This window comes from Tannerella forsythia (assembly GCF_003860135.1).
Lineage (GTDB): Bacteria > Bacteroidota > Bacteroidia > Bacteroidales > Tannerellaceae > Tannerella > Tannerella forsythia_A.
This window is the reverse complement of the sequence record NZ_RQYN01000036.1, coordinates 20,945-41,934: the sequence shown is the minus strand read 5'-3', so window position 1 is coordinate 41,934 and position 20,990 is coordinate 20,945. Positions and strand designations below refer to the sequence as shown.

The window sequence follows — 20,990 nt, the reverse complement described above, 5'->3', positions numbered from 1 at the left end:
ATTTTATTTTCGGTTGGTTTTTTCGGAAGCATAAAATATATTTTGTGGCATAAGTTGATTTTATAAGGAACGACTCTTTAGGCATATAAAATTATTGAAATTCAATATATTAAGAATAAGAACAAGGGAGCATACTAAAGTATGTGAACAAGCTCGCATTCCGCAAGCGACGAAACAGTTTGCCCGTTATGACACACCGCCTTTCTTTTCATTAACGAATTCTTTTACTGGCGTCTTCACAGCGCTACTTATGACCGGCAGTATGCCTTGCTTTACGCCGAAAGAGACGCACGATATATTTTACTCCCAGCACCACGCCACTCAATGATACGAATGTGCCGCCAAGCAGCAGTGTCCACATCACCGTCGTCCAGAGTACGGGATTTTCTGTCAAGAATTTGAAGCGCAGCGCATGCAGAGCGGAATACATCCAGAAACGTGTACGACGACGCGTGTTATATTCGCGCAAACGACCGTCGGACGGAGTAATATAGTAGCATGTTCCATCGGCGTTCTCAACGCTGACTTTCCAGACAGGCAGCTCCAACCGACGTTTCCGATCAAGGTAGTACGTGTCGTACTCATTAAGCTGTTCGGTGCGGATGACGGCGTCATCGCCGTGAATCCTGCGCACCGCCTCGGTAGCCTGCGCTTCCTTCAAGGCAAGTGGTTGGGCGGTCGTAGCGTCGATGGTCAGCCGTTCGGCTCCGGAGAGCACGATTTCATACGTAGGTAAGCCGAAAAAGTGTGACCAGCGTATCTCGGTCAGACGTCCGTCGTACTGACTGATCAGCGCTTTGTAATCGAACGGATAAGCAGTAGGAGACGGAGCCAGAGCTTCCATCGTCTGACGAACAGGATATTTTTGATGCTCCTTCACGAGCCATTCGGGCGGATCGGTGAGTGACATCATCCCGCTGAATGCCCACGTCAGCGCGAAGAGACCGAAGACGATCCCCGTCACATGATGCCAGTAATACCATTTCTTCTTATACGGGAACCATTTCTTTTTCCGCCGGCGCGACTTCACACTGACGTAAATGCCTACATAAAGACCGGCTATGACCATGATAGATCCGATACCCGAAAGCCAAATAACGGTTTTGATCCACAATTCGCGATCTTGCCTCAGCAAGGTAAAGTAAACCCAGTGAGGGACCGCTCCGACCCACGCCCAGAGTCGTTCGGAGCGTGTCGTATATTGCAACACCTCACCGCTGCGCGACGAGATGTACAGCTCGGTGCCGTTGTCATCGGCAAAATGAAACTTATAAATCGGGAACTCTTCCTTCAACCGTCCGAAGGGTATCCACTGGTCTAAGGCGCGAAGCGAATCGATCCGGCTGACGGGAGTACTGCACCAGAGCGCCGCTACACGAGCGATATATGCTCCGTCGATGACAGGCAGCTCCTCGGCGCTGTCGGCCGGCAGACGAAACGTTTCTTTGCCGCTGCGAATCTCGTAGACAGTCTGTCCGAGATAACGGCTGACCGACAATCCGTCGATCGTACAAGTGTCGGGCAAGCGTCGCGCCAGCTCATCGACTGATGGAAGATCGGTACCGAGCGGCTCCAATTTGGCCGCTTTCTCGTCGCGATCGGCCGACGGAAATCCGTGATATATCATCACGATGCCCGACACAAACCACACGAGAAACAGGACGCTGAGCAACGTGCCCAGCACCCGGTGAATGGTAAACATGATACGTGAAAACATGGTGTTTGAATTATGATATGAATGAAACAAAAGAAGAAGAAGCGGCAGTGCCGAAAACTCCGATACCGCCACCTCTCTTCAGAGTAAAGAATGGGTTATGCGTTTTACGTTGTCCATTTAAAACGAATACGAAGCCGAAAGTAAGAAGTTACGCGGCATGCTGGGCACAAACTGGTTACCGAGCGACTGATTGAAATAATCCTGATCGAACAAGTTGTTTACATTCAATCCCAAACGAACGTTATTCTTCATCTGGTACGAAAGGCCGGCATTAGCCAACCAATAAGCATCGAACGATGTCGTATTGTCGGCATTACGGAAGACCTTATCCTGATAGGTCACGTCGAAGTTTGCTCCCCAACCTTTCAATATCCCGTCGGCCACTTCATAGTCTCCATAGATATAGAATGTATGTTTGGGAATGCGGGCATATTGTTTTCCTTTCAGACGGTAGCTTTCGAGGTACGGATTGTCGGCGACCTCGCGCACACGCGCGTCGGTATAACCGTATCCGGCTGTCAGCGACATTCCGACGATCGGCTTGTACGTCAGCTCGACATCAAATCCTTTCGAGTCCATACGGCCTACCTGCCCCAAAATCGCTTTCCCCAACGTATCGCCTTTGACGATATCGCCTTTGTTTCCCAACGTATATTGGATATTGTTTTTGTTGATATAAAACAGACTGACATTGGCTTCGAGCTTCTCGGCCAGTGTGTAGCGTGCGCCTGCTTCGATCTGGAAACCCTGCTCGGGATCGAATACTTTGCCGTTTTTCGTAGGGAAAAATTCTTTACCGTGACGGTCGAAGTAGCGTACATCGTCGCGATAAAAGCTGACAATCGGTTTGAAGTACGAACCGATCGAAGCATAGAGCGAAAGCTGCTCGACAGGCAAATAAACGGCACCGATACGATACGTGAACGCTCCGGTCGTTACACGACTGAAAAGCGTATCGGCCGGCATCTCGTAGCTGCGTTGCCCGTTGATGGTCGGCACACCGGCTACGCGCTTATAGCTGTACAAGTCGTAACGTGCCGCGAGCAACACTTTCAGCTTATCGCTGAATTCAACCAAGTCTTGCAGGTAGAACCCGTGCATTTGGGTACGTTGAACGGAGACTTTACCGAAATTGGTTTCCATCCAGCCGATACTGTGCGGATTACGAACGGTACCTCGTCCGGTCAGACCGGGTCCATAGACATTCTTTCCCAAGTCATAACCGCTGTATGAATCACGAATCAGGGCAATCAGCGAATATCCCGCCAGATAATTGTGCTTCATGTTTCCGGTCGAAAACTTTCCGTTCAGCTCCAACTGATTGTTGTATGTCTGCGCCATGTGCGAAAAGCGCAACGGGAAATCATAACGAAGCGAATCGAGCGAAATATATACTTTCTTCTTTCCTTTCATATAATAGTGGGAATAGATCGGTTCTTCGCTCGTCAGATAGGCCAGGTCTTCGGTACCGAAATAGTCGATATCGTCGTTCGTGTACGAAAACTTATTCATCAGTTTGGCGGCATCGCTAAACGTATGTTTCCACATAAGCGAAGCGTTGAAATTACGGTTATACATAAAATCCGATTCGCTGTTATAACGGGCCTTTCGGTCTAACCCGGGCAACATATCCCCTTTGCTGAGGTACTTCGAGTTATCGGCCGTGTTGTAAATATCGGCAGCCATCACATCGGGGAGACCGATTTCGGTCGGATAATAATCGCGGTGAGCAGCGATACGGATATCCAGCTCATCGGCCTGGGTCAGCTTGCCTCCCAAGGCTACATACCCCGACAAACGTCTCATGGCATTATCGCGCCAGCCTTCCTGCGTCTGATAATTGAAGTTCGCGAAATAATTGAGCGGCCCTGCAAGTTTGCCTCCGAAACCGAGCGTCGTCTCCAGATTGTAATAACTTCCGTAAGCGATGCGCGCATCGACTTTTTGCTTTTCAGAAGGCGCCTTACGGACGATGTTGAGTACACCGCCCACGGCCGACTGTCCGTAAAGCACCGATGCCGGCCCTTTGAGGAGTTCGATGCTCTCGATCGACGAGAGATCCATGAACGGGTAGGAGTTGTTGATCGACGAACGTTCATCACGTACCCCGTCGACCATCACGATGGAGTGGTCGAACCCACGGATCGAAATCTGTTGAAACGCCCCGTACGAGGTTTGTACACGTACGCCGGGCAAGAAACGCACAGCGTCCTGAATGTTACGGATACCGCGGTGTTCGAGCACCTTCGAAGGCAAGCTGTTGGTCGATACCGGCAGAAACGACGCCGGCACGTCGAGTTTCATCACGGATACTTTCTTTTGCTGAGCCCCCGTTATCGAAACTTCGTCGAGATGAAAGGTGGTGTCCTGAAAGTTCGTGTAACCTTTCTGGTCCTGTGCCTGCGCGGTACATAACGCACCGAAAAGCACAGCACATAACGTAATACTTTTGATTCTCATAAAAAACTAATACTATTAAAATAACTGTTTTCTTTTATTCTGCATAGCATAGCTTCGGCGTGTGGCGTCGAATGGTGAAGAATATGAAGTGTGGTCCGGCATACGCTACGGACGCATTTTTTCCTCATTCGCTTTTCTACCCGAAAGCTATCTGATGTTATCTATTTGTACGGCAGGTCTTCTGACTTGTTCCCGAAAACGAACCTTCCCGGCTTTATGGCGTGCCAGTGGTATCCTTCGTTTTCGTTGCTCATGGAACTTACAGCTGCGGGGACAGCTCCGGATTCACACCGGATTCCCTTTTAAGCAATTACTTGCACCGATACAAACGGTTTTATAGGCTCTCTATTCGTCGTGCCGGTATTCGTACCCGGGCGTCGCATAGATCTTTTTTCTTTCTACGATATCCGTCATCTTATGATGCAGACTGAAGCGGATATGATCGATAAATACGGCACGAATACCGTCATATTCTCCCAATCCTTTCAGTATTGTTTCTACCTGATAGCCTTTGGCTTCAAGTTCTTCTTTCATATCGCCGGCTATATCGTTCTTCGCATGGTCGCCGGCTACGAACATGAGCGGACATAATAGCACACGTTCGGCCCCGCTCTTCTTGATCCGCGCTTCGGTATCGGAAAGCATCGGGTAGCCTTCGAGCGTCACGACGAAATGATGCTCGTTTCCTTCGGCCTTCATCACATCGCCCAGCATGGCATATTGTGCCGTGGCGGGCATATACGTTCCGTGACCGACCCATACGACAGCCCGACCCTTCTCCGACTCGGAGCCGCCGAGCGTGGCTGCTACTGTCCGGTAGTCATCGGGAGCGTACAACAACGGCGTCCCTACGCGGATATCCTTAAAATCGCCCGATACGCCGGCTACCTCGCGACGCAAGGCTTCCATTTCAACGCCTTCGATCAGCGTCGTAGGCTGTACGATCACATGCGTGTAGCCGTGTCTTTTCAACCAGTCGAGCTCTTGGAGCGGTGTCTTTTTCGCAATGTCTCTTTTGGCGAGACGTTGAATCACCGTGCGCGACGTATACGCTTCGCGCACCTTAAAATCGGGAAACGTTTCCTGCACTTGTGCCGTCAAACGATCGATCGTCAGAGCGCGTGTGTCATCGTGCGTCGTACCGAAATAAACCATTACGATCGCCGCCTTGTCGTTTTCCGACATCGTTTTCAGCATGTCGGAATGAACGAAGTTCCTTCCCTCATGCGCCTTGCATATACTCATTACCATAAGCATACCCATCAATAAATACGTTTTCATTATCTTTCTTATTTATAAGTGAAAAACTAAAAGTGAAAAGTGAAAAATTAAAAGTGAAAAGTGAAAAATTAATAGTTAAGAACGAAAAATAAAAAGCAAAGCCTTAACCATCAACCCTTGACAATAAACAATTAAATTCTCCTCATCTTTCGCCGAAGATATTTGATGCCCAGCCAGATACCGGACAGCGACACATACGCTCCACCAAGGCACAACGTCCAAATAGCGATTGTCCACAAGACCGGACGTTCCACTAACCAATGAATATTCAGGTAGTGCAACCCGCTGAACACCCATTTTTTGGCTTTGCGAGCACGGTTCAAATAACGAAACTCGCCCGTAGCCGGATCGACATAATAGAGGCTGCGATCCGCATTATCGACCTCCACCTTATACGCAGGCAAAGGTAATCGACCGCTTCGCGAGAGGTAATACTCTTCGTACGTGTCGATAAGCGAAACCGTAAGCGCCGACTCTTCACCGTGAATATGGCGCACAGCCTTTGCAATCTGCTTGTCGGTCAGGTTCAACTCTTTCACGTCAGTGCCCGAAGCATCGATGCTGACCGTACGATCGGCCGTTTCCACGTCATAGACGGGGACATCGCGGAAATGCGACCATTCAACCGTTTTCAGCTCGGGATAAGCCTTCGCGAGAAGGCGGTAATCGAGCGCATAACGTTCGACCGGAAGCGGACGCCCCCGAAACTTCGCGTCGCTGACGCGATAGTCGCCATGCGTCTTGATGACCCACTGCGGAATGCGCTGCAAAGCCATCGCGCCGCTGAAAGCGAACGTAACAAGAAAAACGCCGAAAATCAGTCCGCTGATATGATGCCACTTATACCAGTGTTTCTTATACGGACTGCCGAATTTGCCGCGTGACTTGTAACGCTTATATAAAATGTATATGCCCGCATATAACCCGGACAGAGCGGCAATGAGCGCAATAATCCCACCAATGGTGAGCGACCAGACCCATGCGTCGGTATGTTGGCGAAGCACAGGCAGGTAAAACTTATGCGGGATGGCTCCGAGAAACGCCCAGAACCGCTGACGGGCGGTGGTAAACTGCAACACTTCTCCCGTGCGGGAAGCGATGTACAGCTCATGCTTCTCGGCATCGTCGTAATAAAATTTGCAGATCGGCATCTCGCTCAGGTAGCGCGAGTACATGATCCAGATGTCGCGTTTATGCAACGTGTCGACACGCACAGGCTCGGCATCGACCCACCGTCGTGCGACGGCGTCGATCGTTTCACGCGTAACGGGCCTAACTGTCTGCAACGTGTCGGCGCAACGCACATAAGTGCTGTCTTCCGTCTCGATGGTGAAGAGCGTCTGCCCCTGAAACTGACGCACACTGACCGCCTCGACATTCGAGGCGGGCTCGGGCAGACGCGCTAACACGGCCTCCACATCGGGCAATGAAGAAGGCAACGGCTCCATCCGTTCGCGCAACTGTTGCCCGGTCACGTTCGGGAACGGATGGTAAATCAATACCAGCCCCGACACGAACCACATAAAAAAGAATACGCAGACTATTGTCCCGAATATCCGGTGAACGGAAAAGAAAAACGCCTTTACCTTCTTCATTTCGATACAGTTTTATTAAGTAGTCAAAGTAGTTAAAGTAGTCAAAGTAGTCAAAGTAGCGTGTAAAGAATACGTTGCCTCTTTGATACATTACTACTTGCTACATGGATATGAACTCTTATTTATCTTTCAATGCCACGATACGACCGAACAGATACCCTTTGGCAATCGTCAAGCCTTTCGTTACCTTACCCGTTTTGATATCGTAGATATATACACAAGGCTGCTCGTTTTTCGGATTCACACCAATATACGCTTTGTCGCCCAACACGATTGAACGCTGCGAGAACGTACCGCTGCTGTAAGGCAACACTTTACCATCATGCTTGATCTCTTCTACTTTGTCGGTCTTCAAATCGAGGACGGCGTAGTAGCAGTTATAGTCATCTCCCCAGTTTTCTACTCCTGTATGTTCGGGATCCTGAATGTAAAGCAGTGCCTTTTCATTGCCCATATAATCGACGGTTACGATTTTTCCTTTCGGATAATTATATCCTTTGTAGCTCTTGTCGAAATCGGTCGCTCCTTTCTTAATACGTAACAATGAACCATATTGTTGGGTGTAGCTCTTTGCCCCTTTCAGTACGGTGTTGCAAGCCAGGTAGTAATCGCCTTCGGGCGTAAAGAAACTCTTTCTCTGTAAAAGTTCGCCGTAAGCCGTTCCGGCCATAAACTCGGCACGGTCTTCCATCACGGTCTTCTCTACCGACATATCGGCCGGATTAATAAAAGCCATGTAGAAACGTACCTTATCGTTGTTATCCAGATATGAATACAGGATTTTTCCGTCACTCTTTCTGAAGCTGGCAATTCCCGATGTGCTGAATTTGCCCGGTTTACCGGCTTTTCCCTGCAATTTCGGCAGATTCAGTTCGCCTTCGGCAATAATCTTCATCTGGTCCGTATTTACCTTGATCCAGATCACCTTATCGGCTTTTCCGTTAGCAGCCATCAACACCAGCGTATGATCATCGACCCACGCATGCGTATAACGGCGGTCTTTCAACGTATTCTTCTGAAACGGAAACTCCGCAATGGTTTTCACTTTGCTGCCTACAATCTGATATTTCCCGAAACGATTTTTTTCTTTAGGAACCTGATAATAATAAGCACCTTTGATAATGGCTTCCTGATACAGTTTAGCCGTTACATCGGCTCCGGTATTCACAAAATTAATCTGCTCCTTGGCGTCGAGCGATTTCGTGTTTTGCACCAATAAAGTTCCGGCAGAGCCCATCCCGGCATTCTCACCAATCGATACCCAAATATCGAAATGAGATTCCAACAGTGGATCGGGTTCGGGTTTCGGCGCAGGTTTATCGTCCTCACACGCCGTAAAAGTTACGCTTGTCAATGCTGCGAACAGCATCCATACATAAAATCGAATTGTTTTCATTCTGTTTTGTTCAATGTAAAATTATAATTAGTTGATAAATATTCTGAATTTGCAAAAGAACGACCGGCCGGGCTTCTGCAACTTAAAGTTATCGTAAGCCAAACGATCGAACAGGTTGTTACAGGTAACAGACACGTTGTATTTGTCGTTATCGAACGACATCGAAAGCGACACGTTGTGCAAATATTGCGACGGGATACGCGACTTGCTCGCAAGGCTGCCGTATCCTTCCCACGTCAGGAAAAACCAATGCACATACTCGAAGTGATAGCCTGCGCGCAGCGTACTCTTTTTCAGCAGAAAGTCGCGCTTCTTCACGTTCACCTCCGCGTTGCCGAACAGCCACGGCCGATTCGGCACACGGTTTTTGTACGTAATCATCTCCTTGCCGTCGGGGTAATAGCGCGTCATGCTTCGGGCGTCTTCGTAGCTGCCGTTGGCAATCACCTGCAACCAGTCGTCGTACGTATATCTTACTTCGCTCTCAATGCCTTTAATGGCCACGCTGGCCACATTGTCGTACTGGCTCAGTCCTTCGGCCTCGGAAATTACGGCGCGGATATAGTCTTTCACGTCGCGGAAAAAGCCGTTCACTTCGTAAAACAGCTGATGACCGGGCGCGGGATTCAGCGTGCCGAACAGTCCGAGGTTGTAATTGTCGCTGCTCTCGGGCTTTAGCTGCAAGTTGGCATAGACGGTCGTGCCGTTGCCCAGCAATTCGCGTGCCAACGGCAGACGCATGCTGTGTTCGTACGAAGCCTTGAGCGACAAGCCTTCGCCGAAACCATAGCGCGTGGCCAGTCCGTAGCCCGTATAGTTTTTTGTCGAAGCGCCCTGTTTCTCGCGCGAGCCGGTAATCCACGGCAAATCCTGCTGGGTGACATTCAAATAATTCGTATAGTTCTTCACGAAGAACGAGTTTTGCCAACGATCGTTCAGGAGGCGCTGATTATACGAAAGCCCCAAAATATGCTTCGTAAAAATATCGTTCGACGGTTCGAAGTCGGTATCGATCTCGTCGTATCGTTCATTGCCCGTGCGGTTCATCAAATAATTCAGATTAAGACCATGACGCGCGTCGATGCGGTAATCGAACCCGGCGCGCACGGTCGTCAGCGGCCGTTTGTTATGCCGGCGTGTACGGTCACGCCCCGTGATTTCGTTGCGCGACGATTCGATATAGGTGCCGTCCCAGTTGTATTTGCGGAATGCCGTGTCGGTCGTCAGCGCATGGTCCCACGTGTGCGATACGGAAAGGTTGGCATTGAGACCGGGCAACAGAAAATCGTTCTTCATATACCGTGCCGAGACGTTCCATGCTTCCGATTCGCGCTCGGCCTTGCCGTATACGATGCTTTGAATCGAACCGGTCTGCAACTGCTTGTGTACGGACGAGAACGATCCCGAAAGGAAAAATTCATCGGCCCACGGGCGATGCGTAACCCCGGCTTCGAGCTGTGTCAGCACCGAGAAATAATCGTCATGGAAGCGCTTGCGGTCGAACGGCCGGAAGCGTCGCTCGGTCTCGTCCCACAACTCGACGCCTTTCATCAGGTAATCGTTCTTGGAATAATTCATCCCGACGACGGGACGGATCACAATACCGCTCTTCGGCATCACATATTGCCCGAACAAATCGGCCTTATGCGTATGAAACGATCCCACACCGTACGACACGTCGAGGTAGTTTTTTCGCTCCTTTCGAGTGATGACGTTAATCGCGCCCCCCAAGGCATCGCCTCCCAGATGCGAAGGCACCACTCCTTTGTATATCTCTACCCGGTCGATGATATTGACCGGCAAATTAGCCAGCGATATGCCGCGCCCTTTGGCGCTCATCGGTACTCCGTCGATAAAATACCGCACGGAGTTACCCGAAAGACCGTTGACCGACAGCTCGAAATCGGACCCTACCCCGCCCTCTTCGCGCACTTTGACGCCCGTGGTACGGTTGACCAGCGTATTCAGGTTGTGAATCGTATTGGTAAGCGGCTTCACATCAAGCGCATTGGCGGCATAGACTCCCTCTCGGACCTGTTGGGCCTGTGTCTTGCCGTAGACCTCCACGGCTTTCAGAACCACAGTATTTTCTTCGAGCGTAAAATCCTGCTTCGTGTTTTTTCGGATGTTCAATTCCTTCCTCTCTGTTTTATATCCGACCGAAGATACGACAACGATATGCTTCCCGGCCAAGAGTTCCAAGGTATAATGTCCCTTGTCGTCGGTAAACGCTCCCTGCGAAGTATGCTCAATCGCGACGGTCGCCATCGAGACAGGATGTCCTGTGGCATCGGTGACGGTTCCGGACAACACATATTTGTTCTGCGCCACCGCTTCCGCACCGAACAGACATATATATAATGTAAATAAGAGGATCCTCATTATAAAATCGATAAACAATAACCTAAACATACCTGCGAAACGGGTATGACCGCTTGCAGGCTTCTCGCCTTATAACCGAAACTAAATCATCATTCGATTCCAATCACGCTGTTCTTGCCCCCGAGAACAGACTCGTCCTTTTACGCTTGGCAGGTTTCCTGACTACACCCCAAAAAGCGACCTTCCCGTCAATAACGACAGTGGTGTAAGTTTGCTTTTTCTTTTTACGGGTTCCACAGTAGCGGGCACTGTTCCGGATTTTGACCGGATTCCCTTTTATGCGAACGGCAGAATGACCGACGCATCACCAAAACGGCTGCAAAATTAAGTATTATTTCTATATTTCCTCTATAAATTCTTTTTTTTGCGGTTTTGTAGTTTACATTATTTTCCACTAATGTTCTATTAAAGACGTAGCCGGGCTCTCCATGGATCGTTGGTACAACAAAGCGGAAGAAGCCGGATTTCACCTCTTCAATGTCCTTGCAGCCACTTTCTATGAGTATTGCGATGAGATATTGGACCGTTGTCGTTCCGGAATTTTAACAATGCTCGCAGTCACGGAAACAAAAGTTTCCGTGGCGGAAACAAAAGTTTCCGTGGCAGAAACTGAGGTTTCCGTGGCGGAAACAAAAGTTTCCATGGCAGAAACAAAAGTTTCCGTGGCGGAAATAAAAGTTTCCATGGCAGAAACAAAAGTTTCCGTGGCAAAAACAAAAGTTTCCGCGGCAGAAACAAAAGTTTCCGCGGCAGAGACTGAGGCTTCCGTGGCAGAGACTGAGGTTTCCGCGGCAAAGACTGAGGTTTCCGCGGCAGAAACTGAGGTTTCCATGACAGAAACTGAGGTTTCCGCAGTAGAGACAAAAGTTTCCGTGGCAGAGACTGAGGCTTCCGTGGCAGAGACTGAGGTTTCCGTGGCAGAGACAAAAGTTTCCGTGGTGGAAATTGAGGTTTTCGCGGCAAAATAGAATTATCTTTGGGTTTGTCCTGTCCTGAAAAAACTTCCGTATGGAACAGAACTATCTGTGAGGCGAAAAAGGGATACATATTAATGCCTACATGGCAGCAACAGCTTGGAATCTAAAGAAAATGCCGGAAAAGATTAAGGAAAATCTTTTGTATTCTATTTTTCACTGAAATCAATTGCTAAGGAGTGACTATTTAATGCAATCCCCCCCTCTGTGTGAGAGTAACCCTCCTATCCGTGGGAGGGAGCTACAAGGGGACAATTTGATCGAATGAGGATATGAAAATCAAGTATATCAATACCTTCGCTCCCCGAACGCGTTTTTACGGCTTTTTATATTGAGTTTTACCGGACGACAATAGTTTTTTATCGGCAATGACAATAAAACTATAGAGATTCAACAACACCTAGAACATTATCACCCATAAGCGTTTACAACACACAAAAGAGACTCACCGCAAATGGAACGGTCAAATCAACGAGTATACCATGCAGGACGGCTATAAAGACAAAATCTTTTCCTGAATATTTCGTAATGACTGGCAGAGTTGTATCCATCGTTGTCGCACCACCGGCACAGATCGGTGCGAGAGGGCCAAAGAATCGAACGAATAAAGGAGCCCCCAAAAGCGCCATCATTTCTCGAATAATATTAGTTATGAGAGCAATCGTACCCAGTTCCGCAGCTGATTGTACCCCCAATGAAACGGATTTCAGATCAGTAATCATCACAGACGATAAAGAATAATAGGCAAAACCACTCGCTACGGCTAAGCAGTCATAAACGCTCCATTTGGAAATACAAAAAGCCGCTAAAGTTGAAAAAAGAAGGGTGCCTATTATCGTAGCGATTGGCACCAGTAGTAATTGCAAACGTACCGTCTTCAGTATTTGTATGATATGTTTATCACTTCCTACGCTTAATCCAACTTGAAGCATCAGAAAATAGAGAATATAACGTGTCGGATCATCCTCGATACGAATATTGTAAGCATCGAGTGCCCAACCCGTCAGGCATCCGGCTACAAAAAAAGCAACAACAATAAGGCTTCCCTTCATCTGCTATCAAAAATATATAAATCAGACTATGATTTGTTTTTGAAGAAATTCCGATAAACGATCCAAGCCCCCCAAACACTTCCCAACGTACCGGCAAAAGCCAGCCATAAGGCTTGTCCGCCCAATGCCGGGAGATTACAAATAATCTCACGATTATTCCCTACTGAAATTCCGAGAGAAAAAAGCAACAAATAGACCGTCCAACCAATCAGGTTACTGAACCGCTGAAGTATCGTCTTCTTTCGAAACAGATACCCTAAAGCGATTCCGCTGAACATAATTCCTATAACAACAAACATATAATTTTTCGCTATTCTATCTCAATAGTTTGGTTTTTGATATCAACTCATCTTGTTTCTGTATCGGCACAATCAGAAAACCGTAGTCTTGTTTCACCGGAGTGATCGTATATTCGGGATGTGTATGAGCGCCCCATGTCGTATCTCCTCCAACTCCCATTTGCCGGCTGTCGATATTAATCCATACCATGGGTTGCTTTTGAATGCTTCCGCCATGCACACGCTTGATCCCGGAAGGAATATATTTCAGCGCTTGCATCGGAAAATTCCATGCACTGACACTGAGAGGCTCGCCGGTTGTGCGGATTAACAGTCCCACTCCTTCATCGTTTTGGAGAGCCGCCCAACGCACATCCGTCTTATTGGCCGTCTCCTGAGCCCGCACATACGGGTGATATTGTTCCCAAACCGATGCACGATACAAGTCGACCAAAGCGCTGTTTTTGCGATCCCAATAGTTCTCATGAGGCCCTCGGCCAAACCAGGTCATGTTTTCAAACTCTTCTTTAAGGATCATATACATTCCCAAACGAGGCATCTCCGGAAGAGGGTATTCGCCCGGTTCAAATACAAAGTTCACCTTAATAACTCCATCTGCATAAACAGTATATGTTACACGGCATACAAACATTTGTTCCGGCATCGCATAAGAAGCCGTTACCACAGCCTTCTGACGATCACGCGCAAGCGTATATTCAAAATCTTGAAGTATAAGTCGCTCTCCGGCTTCATTCCAGATCGCGCAACGCTCACCGGTTTTATTTGCTACATCATTGTCCGTCATCGGACGCCAAAAATTCGGACGCAGTCCTTCAATCAGGAGTTCCTTGTCTCCGGTAACATAACTGACCAACTCCCCGTTCACCTTAGAGAAAGTCATTGAAATACGAGCCATTTGAAAAGTTATCTTTTCATCCAGATCTTGGCATGTCAACACCCCTTGAATAGGAGTCTCCTCCGATATCCTCGTTCCCGACAATTGCCATTGAGCAGTAGAAACCGTATGATTCGCAGGAATCAATGGGGTAGCAGTTCGTGTATAAGCTGTCAGATGAAGGAAGTATTCGGTGTTGGGTTCCTTGTGAAATGATGGCAACGGCACTTTCACCGTCATGCTCTGATGCGGTTTGATAGAAGGAACATCAAGTATTCCTTCGTATAATATACGCCCGTCCGCTTTCAGTTGCCATTTATAATCATAGGTCTCTGCATCGATAAAATCGTGGCGATTGGTGATTCGGATAAGATCGGACGAGAAAGGTACATTCTCAAAATGGATATAGCGATACACATGTTTTACTTCCCATATATGAGGATGCAGACTGCGATCGGCCGCAACCAGTCCGTTGGCACAAAAGTTCGAGTCGTTGACAATACCCACAAACCCCATGTCTCCACCATAAGCCCAAATGTCACGACCATTATCGTCTTTCCGTGCAAAAGTCTGATCTACCCAATCCCAAATAAAGCCTCCTTGTAAATTATCGTATTTATAAATTAAATCCCAATAGTCTTGCAAGTTTCCCACACTATTACCCATCGCATGGGCATATTCACATAAAATTAAAGGACGCTTTTGCCGCTCGTTCACCCATTGGCGCAAAGCCCAGATTCGGGCATACATCGGACAATAAATATCGGACAAACCTGCCATGCGACCTCCTTCGTACTGAACGGGACGACTCGGATCGCGTCGTTTAGCTTCATGATACAGATTCTCAAAATGTTTCCCATATCCCGACTCATTTCCTAAACTCCAGGTAATAACGGAGGTAAAGTTTTTGTCACGCTCCATCATACGCATCATACGCTCTCGAAAAGGAATATCCCAGTTCTCCCAATCGGCCAATGTCTGAACTGATGGGTGATCGGACATACCGTGTGATTCAATATTGGCTTCGTCGACCAGATAAATACCATATTTATCGCATAACTCATACCACTGAGGATAATTGGGATAATGTGAACATCGTACCGCATTGATGTTAAACAATTTCATCAAACGAATATCTTCCTCCATGCTTTCGACGGTGATTGTACGTCCCGTATACATGTTGTGTTCGTGCCGATTCACACCTTTGATAAGGATAGGTACGCCATTCAACAATAACATGCCGTTTTTTATCTCAACAGTGCGAAAACCGAAACGATGTGCAAACGATTCCGTCACTCGTCCTTTCGGATCCAACGTTGAAACCGTGACAGTATATAAATGTGGTGTTTCGGCAGTCCAAGGTTTCACTTGCTGAAATATTTTCCGGAAAGAAAGAAGAGTATCCGATTGATTTTTTGCTTTCAAACGAGAAGAAGCGATCAGTCGTTTATTGTCGTCAAACAGATTCAACTGTATTTCCGTACCACGAACCGCCCTCCGGTTGTCGAGCAACACATCGATCTCGAAATCTCCATCAACATAACGATTCGTCAGTGAAGCTTTCACTTCAAAGTCTTTGACTCGTACTCTGGGACGTGCAATCAACATAACATCGCGTTCGATTCCACTGTAACGCCAATAGTCTTGTGCCTCAAGATAAGAACCATCACTATACCGATAAACCTCTACCGCCAGACTATTCAATCCGGGCTTTAGGTATTGATTGATCAGAAACTCAGCAGACAGACGACTATCCTCACTATAACCGACAAATTGACCATTCACCCAGCAATAAAAGGCTGATTCGACCCCACCGAAATGAAGTAGAATATCGGATCCATCAAAAGATTCCGGTATCCGGAAATTTGTTTTATACGATCCGACAGGATTATATTCTTTAGGAACATGAGGAGGATTGGGAGGAAAAGGATAACGCGTATCGGTATAAATCGGTGCGTCGAAACCCTGTAACTCCCAACTCCCCGGCACTTGTATTTCTGTCCAATCCGCCACATCGTAACGATCTTCATAAAAAGAGACGGGACGAGAAGCCGGATTTTTCGAGTAATGGAATTTCCAGGTCCCATTCAATAAATATGTTCGTAGTTGAGAGCTGTCTTGCAGCAAAGCCCCTTCTTCCGACGCGTAAGGAACGAAATGGGCATGCATCGCCTCCCGATTCAATTGATTCACGATCTGATTTTCCCACTCTCTGGATTGTTGGGAAAACAATGTCGGAGGTATTAACAGGAGAAAAATCGCAATACTCTTCTTCATAATACTGATCCAATACTCAAAAAAACATTATCAATCAATTTATTGCATTGTTCGAATTGATTTCCTGAATCGGAATCGGATAAAAATTGTGCTTGGACGGATCAAAGTTCGAGCGTCCTGCCGCATGCAATACTTCTTTCGTTTTTCCCCAACGACGGAGATCGTAGAAACGCATATTTTCCAGAGGAAATTCCAACATACGTTCATGCTCAATCTGTGCGCGCACAGCCTCACGAGTCCCCCCCTTCATTGCAGGCATACCCGCACGTTTACGCACCTCGTTGACAAGTGGGATCGCTTCAGAGGTACGGCCAAGTTCGTTCAAAGCTTCCGCCTTCATAAGCAAAACATTCGCATAGCGCATCAAAACAATATTCGGAGCAAAATATGCAGCACTCAAACCGGCTGCATCCGCCGGCATATATTTGCGGAATGCCGGTTTATCGGCACCTTGAAACCATTCGTCATAAGTCTTGTCATACACGCGTTTTGCGGTAGGATCGTTAAAATATTCATCCTTAAAAAAGATCGTTTCGTACAAGCGACCGTCATAACGACCGTCTGTCGCCGTCTTTCCTTCTTTTTGATAGGCTTGTATCAACAGATCTGTCGGGAGCACTTCATCCCAGCCCTGTAATTCTGAACAGCCGATAAATCGGTGAAGCTGTGTGCGGTAACGTGCTCCATTGGCCGTACTTAATGTAAGTTGTATCTCAAAAATACTCTCCTTCGAATTTTTATTTGTGCCATCGAATAAGGTACGCAACTCTTTCACCAACTCGTATCCCGTCACCCGGTTCAATGCTTCAACTGCTGCATTTAGCGACGCATCTTTCTGGCCTGCGTCCTCGTATGCTCTTGTCAAATATGCCCATCCGAGATACGCGTAAGCCGCTCCCTGCGTAGCTCGTCCAATCGTTTCGGAAGTTCGATTGGCCGGTAATGCTGTTGCTTTTTTAAAATTATCGATAATAAAATCCCATGCTTCGGCACGAGTAGACAACGGTCTATCCAGCTCGGCTACCGAAGAAATATATTTGTCTCGAATAACGATCTGCTCCCAATTCAATAACAATTTCATATGGTAATATCCCCGTAGAAAATAAGCCTCGTTCTGTATCATCGCACGATCGGTGTCTGTTATTTTATCAGCCGGTATATGAGGTAGATTTTCAATTACTTGGTTACAATAATTGATACCATAGTAATTATCACGCCAATAGGCCGAGAATTGAGAATTACCGTTAGTGTAATTAAAATTTGCCAATTCGATCCAATTCGGATAATTATATGCATCCGCTCCCGGTTTGATAATATCTTCGCGATAAGCTTCTACGGGGAAGAAAACCTCAGGGAATTCCCAAGTATCGGTAGAAGCTTCCAACTTCGAATATGCAGCGGCTAATCCGGCTTCTGCATCCGACTTATTTCTCCAGAACAACTCAGATGTTAACTCGTCGGGAGAACTAACTGTCAAAAAATCATCACAGCCCGTAAAGGTACCGGACAATAAAAGAACCAATATTATATATCTAATTTGTATCATGACTATTATGTATTAAGGAATTATTAAAATGAAAGTTGTAACCCCACGACATATGATCGCGTAAATGGATAGATATGTGTATCCACTCCGGCGTTCAGAACATCCGATGTCGGATTGGCAGCACTCTTACGTGAAAATTCGGGATCAATTCCCGTATAAGGGGTAATTGTAAAGAGATTTTCTACACTGGTATAGAGGCGCAGATTTTCCATCCGTAGTTTACGCAATACGGATGGCGAGAACGTGTATCCAAGTTGTAATTGACGCATACGAATATAATTGCCTGTTTCGAGAAAACGGTCAGATTCACGCGCATTCCCGTTCATATCTTGCAATACCGCACGAGGAATATTCGTTTGCTTATTCTCAGGTGTCCAAGCATTCAGTGTTGCTTCGAGGAAGTTAGAGCCGGAACTCATTCCTTCGTAAAAATAACGGTTCGCATTGTATAACTTACCGCCCCAGCCGCCACTAAGCAAGAACGAGCAGTCCCATCCTTTATAGTCAACGCCGAATGTTAGATTCGCTTCGACTTTAGGAATAGCAGCCCCACAAAATTCTTTGTCGTCCTCGTTGATCACACCATCTCCATTTATATCGGCAAAACGGATATCTCCGCCCTTCGCATTCGGCTGTAAGCGTTCTCCCTTATCGTTTTTATAGGCTTCCGCCTCGGTATCACTTTGAAATATACCTTCGGTACGATATAAATAGAACCCTGCAATCGGATGTCCCACTCTTGTCTGTGTCGGAAAATGTTCCGTTCCCCATTTCAGCCCATCACCGTATAGAGCTTGCTTCGGATCCGACAACTCAACAACTTTATTGGCCGTAGTCGTTAAGTTAAAACTTGTATGATATTGCAGAGCCCCGATTTTATCCTGCCAGTTCAGTTCCAACTCAATACCGGAGTTGCGTATCTTCCCGACATTCATGATGGGATCAAATAATCCAACCGAAGGGGCAAGTTTTTTAGTAATCAGCATATCTTCCGTCCGATTGTAATAATAATTGGCTGAGCCGGATAGTTTCCCGTTAAACAGCCCGAAGTCGAATCCTATATTTTTCGTATCGGTCGTTTCCCACTGTAAGTTACGGTTAGCCAAACCTCTCGCTGTACTGCCCGGCCAAGGTGTCGCCCCTGAACCCTGTACATAACCTCCGTACAAATTATTATAGGTAGAAATCAATGCCTGAAAATCATAATACCCTAAAGCTTGTTCATTGCCAAGACGTCCCCAGCTAGCACGTAACTTGAGATGACTAAACATACCATCCTTCGGGAAAAAGCCCTCTTCCGAAATACGCCATCCCAATGCGACCGAAGGAAAGAATCCCCAACGGCTGTCACGACCAAATTTGGAAGAACCATCCTGACGGAATGTCAACTGCAACATATACTTACTGTCATAGGCATAGTTTAGTCGTCCGAAAAAAGACACCCTGCGATATGCATAAAGAGAACCTTCACCTGTATATGTGCCCCCTTTTCCGGCATTAATGGTCTCGAAATAAGGATCAAGAAAACCGCCCGGTTTCTCATGAGTGACAAGTTTTCCGTTCTTCACTTCATGTACCAGCGTCTTACCCTCTACCGAGACACTATTCCAAGTATAATCCTGCAAAGTAACCGAATTTCCAGCCATCGCATTAAACGAATGAGCACCGAACGTCTTATTGAATGTCAGGATATGATCGATCACTTGTTCTTGCCAATAAGAAGAAGATTCGGTATGTAACGGATATTCTGTCGGTGATTTGACATCTGAGACATACGGAGGCATATGATAGCTATACCGCTGATGATCTCCACGATAGGAATAAGAAGAACGAAAATTAAGCCATTCTGTAAAATGAGCTGTAACCGAAGCGTTTGCTGTTATATGATACCTGTTCGTAACAGCTTTCCGGAAATGATGATCTGCCAGAACATTCCGATTGCTCGGTAGTCCTTTCTTATTTGTCAATCCATATCCATAACGTTCTGATTCATCATAAACCGGCACTAAGGGTGAAATCATATACGCCTCTTTCAATGAATATTGAGGCTGTAAACTCCGAGTTGCACGAAGACCGATGTTGGCTTCAACTTCGAAGATATTTTTGCGTGCCGACAGTTTCATCCGTGCATTTTCCTGTTTAAACCGATTACCTAATAATACCCCCTTATCATCGGCATGACTGAAGGAAACGGCATAACGAGCAAGTTCACTTCCTCCGCGCAGACCGACCATGTAATGTTGTGAGAGACCGGTACGAAACAGTTCATCCTGCCAGTTCGTATCCGAATCTCCGGGATTCGTTATATACTCAGGTAATTCGATGGCTTTGCCGGGAAATTGCAGATTGTAATTTTCATACATCTGCCTATGTACCTGCACGTATCCCTTGGCATCAAGCATCGACAAGCGATTGGCGACATGCACCCTACTAAGCCATGTATTAAAATCGACCTTCAACTCTCCTTTTTTCCCATTCTTGGTTGTTACGATAATCACTCCATTAGCAGCCGTTGAACCGTAGATAGCGGCAGCGGCACCGTCTTTAAGCACCTCCATGGAAGCAATATCCTGCGGATTGATATTATTGATATTTCCGGGAAAACCATCGATAATATACAGAGGCTCATTATCTCCGAAAGATTTCACACCACGGATTTTAACCGATACTCCGGCTCCTGCATTTCCTCCTGACTTACGAATATTCACACCCGAAATTTTACCCTGCAACGCCTCAGCCGGATTGGTTGTCGCACGGCCAGACAGTTCCTCCACATTCACCGAAGAAATTGCGCCCGTAAGATCACTCTTTTTCATTGTTCCATAACCGACAACAACAACCTCTTCCAAAACCTCGGTATCTTCTTTTAACCGAACAACGATATTTGACTGCCCATCACAAGTTATCTCCTGTGTGGCAAAGCCAATATACGAAAAAATAAGTACATCGCCTTGTGAAGCCCTAATTTCAAATTGTCCATTCAAATCTGTTATCACTCCTTCAGTACTTCCTTTCTTGACCACATTTACACCGATAGCCGGCACATTCTGATCATCATACACCACTCCTTTAATGAAGGCTTGCTGTGCAATACTCCACGAAGGCAAGAAGAGAAAACACAGTCCTACAAGCATTGC

General features: G+C 46.9%; 12 protein-coding genes and 2 riboswitches. Of the genes, 1 reads left to right on the top strand and 11 read right to left on the bottom strand.

The window, feature by feature from the left end; genetic code table 11:
- Window positions 1–244 precede the first annotated feature (244 nt).
- From EII41_RS09540 to EII41_RS09515, 6 genes are all read right to left on the bottom strand, one after another.
- A complete protein-coding gene (locus tag EII41_RS09540) occupies window positions 245–1,717 on the bottom strand; it encodes a PepSY domain-containing protein (RefSeq protein ID WP_124790404.1) in 1,473 nt (490 codons plus the stop codon).
- 117 nt (window positions 1,718–1,834) lie between these two features.
- The gene (locus EII41_RS09535) at window positions 1,835–4,171 is read right to left on the bottom strand and encodes a TonB-dependent receptor (protein WP_411292591.1); all 2,337 of its coding nucleotides are present in this window, start codon (window positions 4,169–4,171) and stop codon (window positions 1,835–1,837) included.
- A 159-nt stretch (window positions 4,172–4,330) separates the two neighbouring features.
- Window positions 4,331–4,516, bottom strand: a riboswitch (cobalamin riboswitch).
- A gap of 6 nt (window positions 4,517–4,522) precedes the next feature.
- On the bottom strand, window positions 4,523–5,458 hold the full coding sequence (locus EII41_RS09530; RefSeq protein WP_185711885.1) for a sirohydrochlorin cobaltochelatase: 936 nt from the start codon (window positions 5,456–5,458) through the stop codon (window positions 4,523–4,525).
- A 131-nt stretch (window positions 5,459–5,589) separates the two neighbouring features.
- Window positions 5,590–7,053: a PepSY-associated TM helix domain-containing protein gene (locus EII41_RS09525; RefSeq protein ID WP_124790401.1), complete on the bottom strand. Its 1,464-nt coding sequence runs from the start codon at window positions 7,051–7,053 to the stop codon at window positions 5,590–5,592.
- Between the two features lie 118 nt (window positions 7,054–7,171).
- Complete coding sequence (locus EII41_RS09520; protein ID WP_124790400.1) at window positions 7,172–8,449, bottom strand: hypothetical protein; 1,278 nt, start codon at window positions 8,447–8,449, stop codon at window positions 7,172–7,174.
- Window positions 8,450–8,476: 27 nt separating this feature from the next.
- Complete coding sequence (locus EII41_RS09515; protein ID WP_124790399.1) at window positions 8,477–10,831, bottom strand: TonB-dependent receptor; 2,355 nt, start codon at window positions 10,829–10,831, stop codon at window positions 8,477–8,479.
- A 130-nt stretch (window positions 10,832–10,961) separates the two neighbouring features.
- Window positions 10,962–11,158, bottom strand: a riboswitch (cobalamin riboswitch).
- A 101-nt stretch (window positions 11,159–11,259) separates the two neighbouring features.
- On the opposite strand from EII41_RS09515, the gene EII41_RS14565 reads away from it, so the two are divergent.
- Complete coding sequence (locus tag EII41_RS14565; protein WP_260425545.1) at window positions 11,260–11,799, top strand: hypothetical protein; 540 nt, start codon at window positions 11,260–11,262, stop codon at window positions 11,797–11,799.
- Between the two features lie 431 nt (window positions 11,800–12,230).
- On the opposite strand, the gene EII41_RS09500 is transcribed toward EII41_RS14565, so the two are convergent.
- Genes EII41_RS09500 through EII41_RS09480 form a run of 5 tightly spaced genes read right to left on the bottom strand, consistent with a single transcriptional unit; the run spans window position 12,231 to window position 20,987 of the window.
- Complete coding sequence (locus EII41_RS09500) at window positions 12,231–12,857, bottom strand: lysine exporter LysO family protein (RefSeq protein ID WP_124790398.1); 627 nt, start codon at window positions 12,855–12,857, stop codon at window positions 12,231–12,233.
- Between the two features lie 26 nt (window positions 12,858–12,883).
- Window positions 12,884–13,156 (bottom strand): LysO family transporter, encoded by a 273-nt coding sequence (locus EII41_RS09495; protein ID WP_124790397.1) that lies wholly within the window; start codon window positions 13,154–13,156, stop codon window positions 12,884–12,886.
- Window positions 13,157–13,172: 16 nt separating this feature from the next.
- The gene (locus EII41_RS09490) at window positions 13,173–16,307 is read right to left on the bottom strand and encodes a glycoside hydrolase family 2 TIM barrel-domain containing protein (protein ID WP_124790396.1); all 3,135 of its coding nucleotides are present in this window, start codon (window positions 16,305–16,307) and stop codon (window positions 13,173–13,175) included.
- Between the two features lie 34 nt (window positions 16,308–16,341).
- Window positions 16,342–17,853, bottom strand: a complete 1,512-nt coding sequence (locus tag EII41_RS09485; protein ID WP_124790395.1) for a RagB/SusD family nutrient uptake outer membrane protein — start codon at window positions 17,851–17,853, stop codon at window positions 16,342–16,344.
- A gap of 23 nt (window positions 17,854–17,876) precedes the next feature.
- Complete coding sequence (locus tag EII41_RS09480) at window positions 17,877–20,987, bottom strand: SusC/RagA family TonB-linked outer membrane protein (protein ID WP_260425543.1); 3,111 nt, start codon at window positions 20,985–20,987, stop codon at window positions 17,877–17,879.
- Window positions 20,988–20,990: the final 3 nt, after the last annotated feature.

Bases quoted from the DNA above. Each gene is read 5' to 3' on its own strand.
- EII41_RS09495 (WP_124790397.1), bottom strand. From the start codon at position 13,156: ATGTTTGTTGTTATAGGAATTATGTTCAGCGGAATCGCTTTAGGGTAT.
- EII41_RS14565 (WP_260425545.1), top strand. From the start codon at position 11,260: ATGGATCGTTGGTACAACAAAGCGGAAGAAGCCGGATTTCACCTCTTC.
- EII41_RS09485 (WP_124790395.1), bottom strand. From the start codon at position 17,853: ATGATACAAATTAGATATATAATATTGGTTCTTTTATTGTCCGGTACC.
- EII41_RS09525 (WP_124790401.1), bottom strand. From the start codon at position 7,053: ATGAAGAAGGTAAAGGCGTTTTTCTTTTCCGTTCACCGGATATTCGGG.
- EII41_RS09520 (WP_124790400.1), bottom strand. From the start codon at position 8,449: ATGAAAACAATTCGATTTTATGTATGGATGCTGTTCGCAGCATTGACA.
- EII41_RS09540 (WP_124790404.1), bottom strand. From the start codon at position 1,717: ATGTTTTCACGTATCATGTTTACCATTCACCGGGTGCTGGGCACGTTG.
- EII41_RS09480 (WP_260425543.1), bottom strand. From the start codon at position 20,987: ATGCTTGTAGGACTGTGTTTTCTCTTCTTGCCTTCGTGGAGTATTGCA.
- EII41_RS09500 (WP_124790398.1), bottom strand. From the start codon at position 12,857: ATGAAGGGAAGCCTTATTGTTGTTGCTTTTTTTGTAGCCGGATGCCTG.
- EII41_RS09490 (WP_124790396.1), bottom strand. From the start codon at position 16,307: ATGAAGAAGAGTATTGCGATTTTTCTCCTGTTAATACCTCCGACATTG.
- EII41_RS09530 (WP_185711885.1), bottom strand. From the start codon at position 5,458: ATGAAAACGTATTTATTGATGGGTATGCTTATGGTAATGAGTATATGC.
- EII41_RS09515 (WP_124790399.1), bottom strand. From the start codon at position 10,831: ATGAGGATCCTCTTATTTACATTATATATATGTCTGTTCGGTGCGGAA.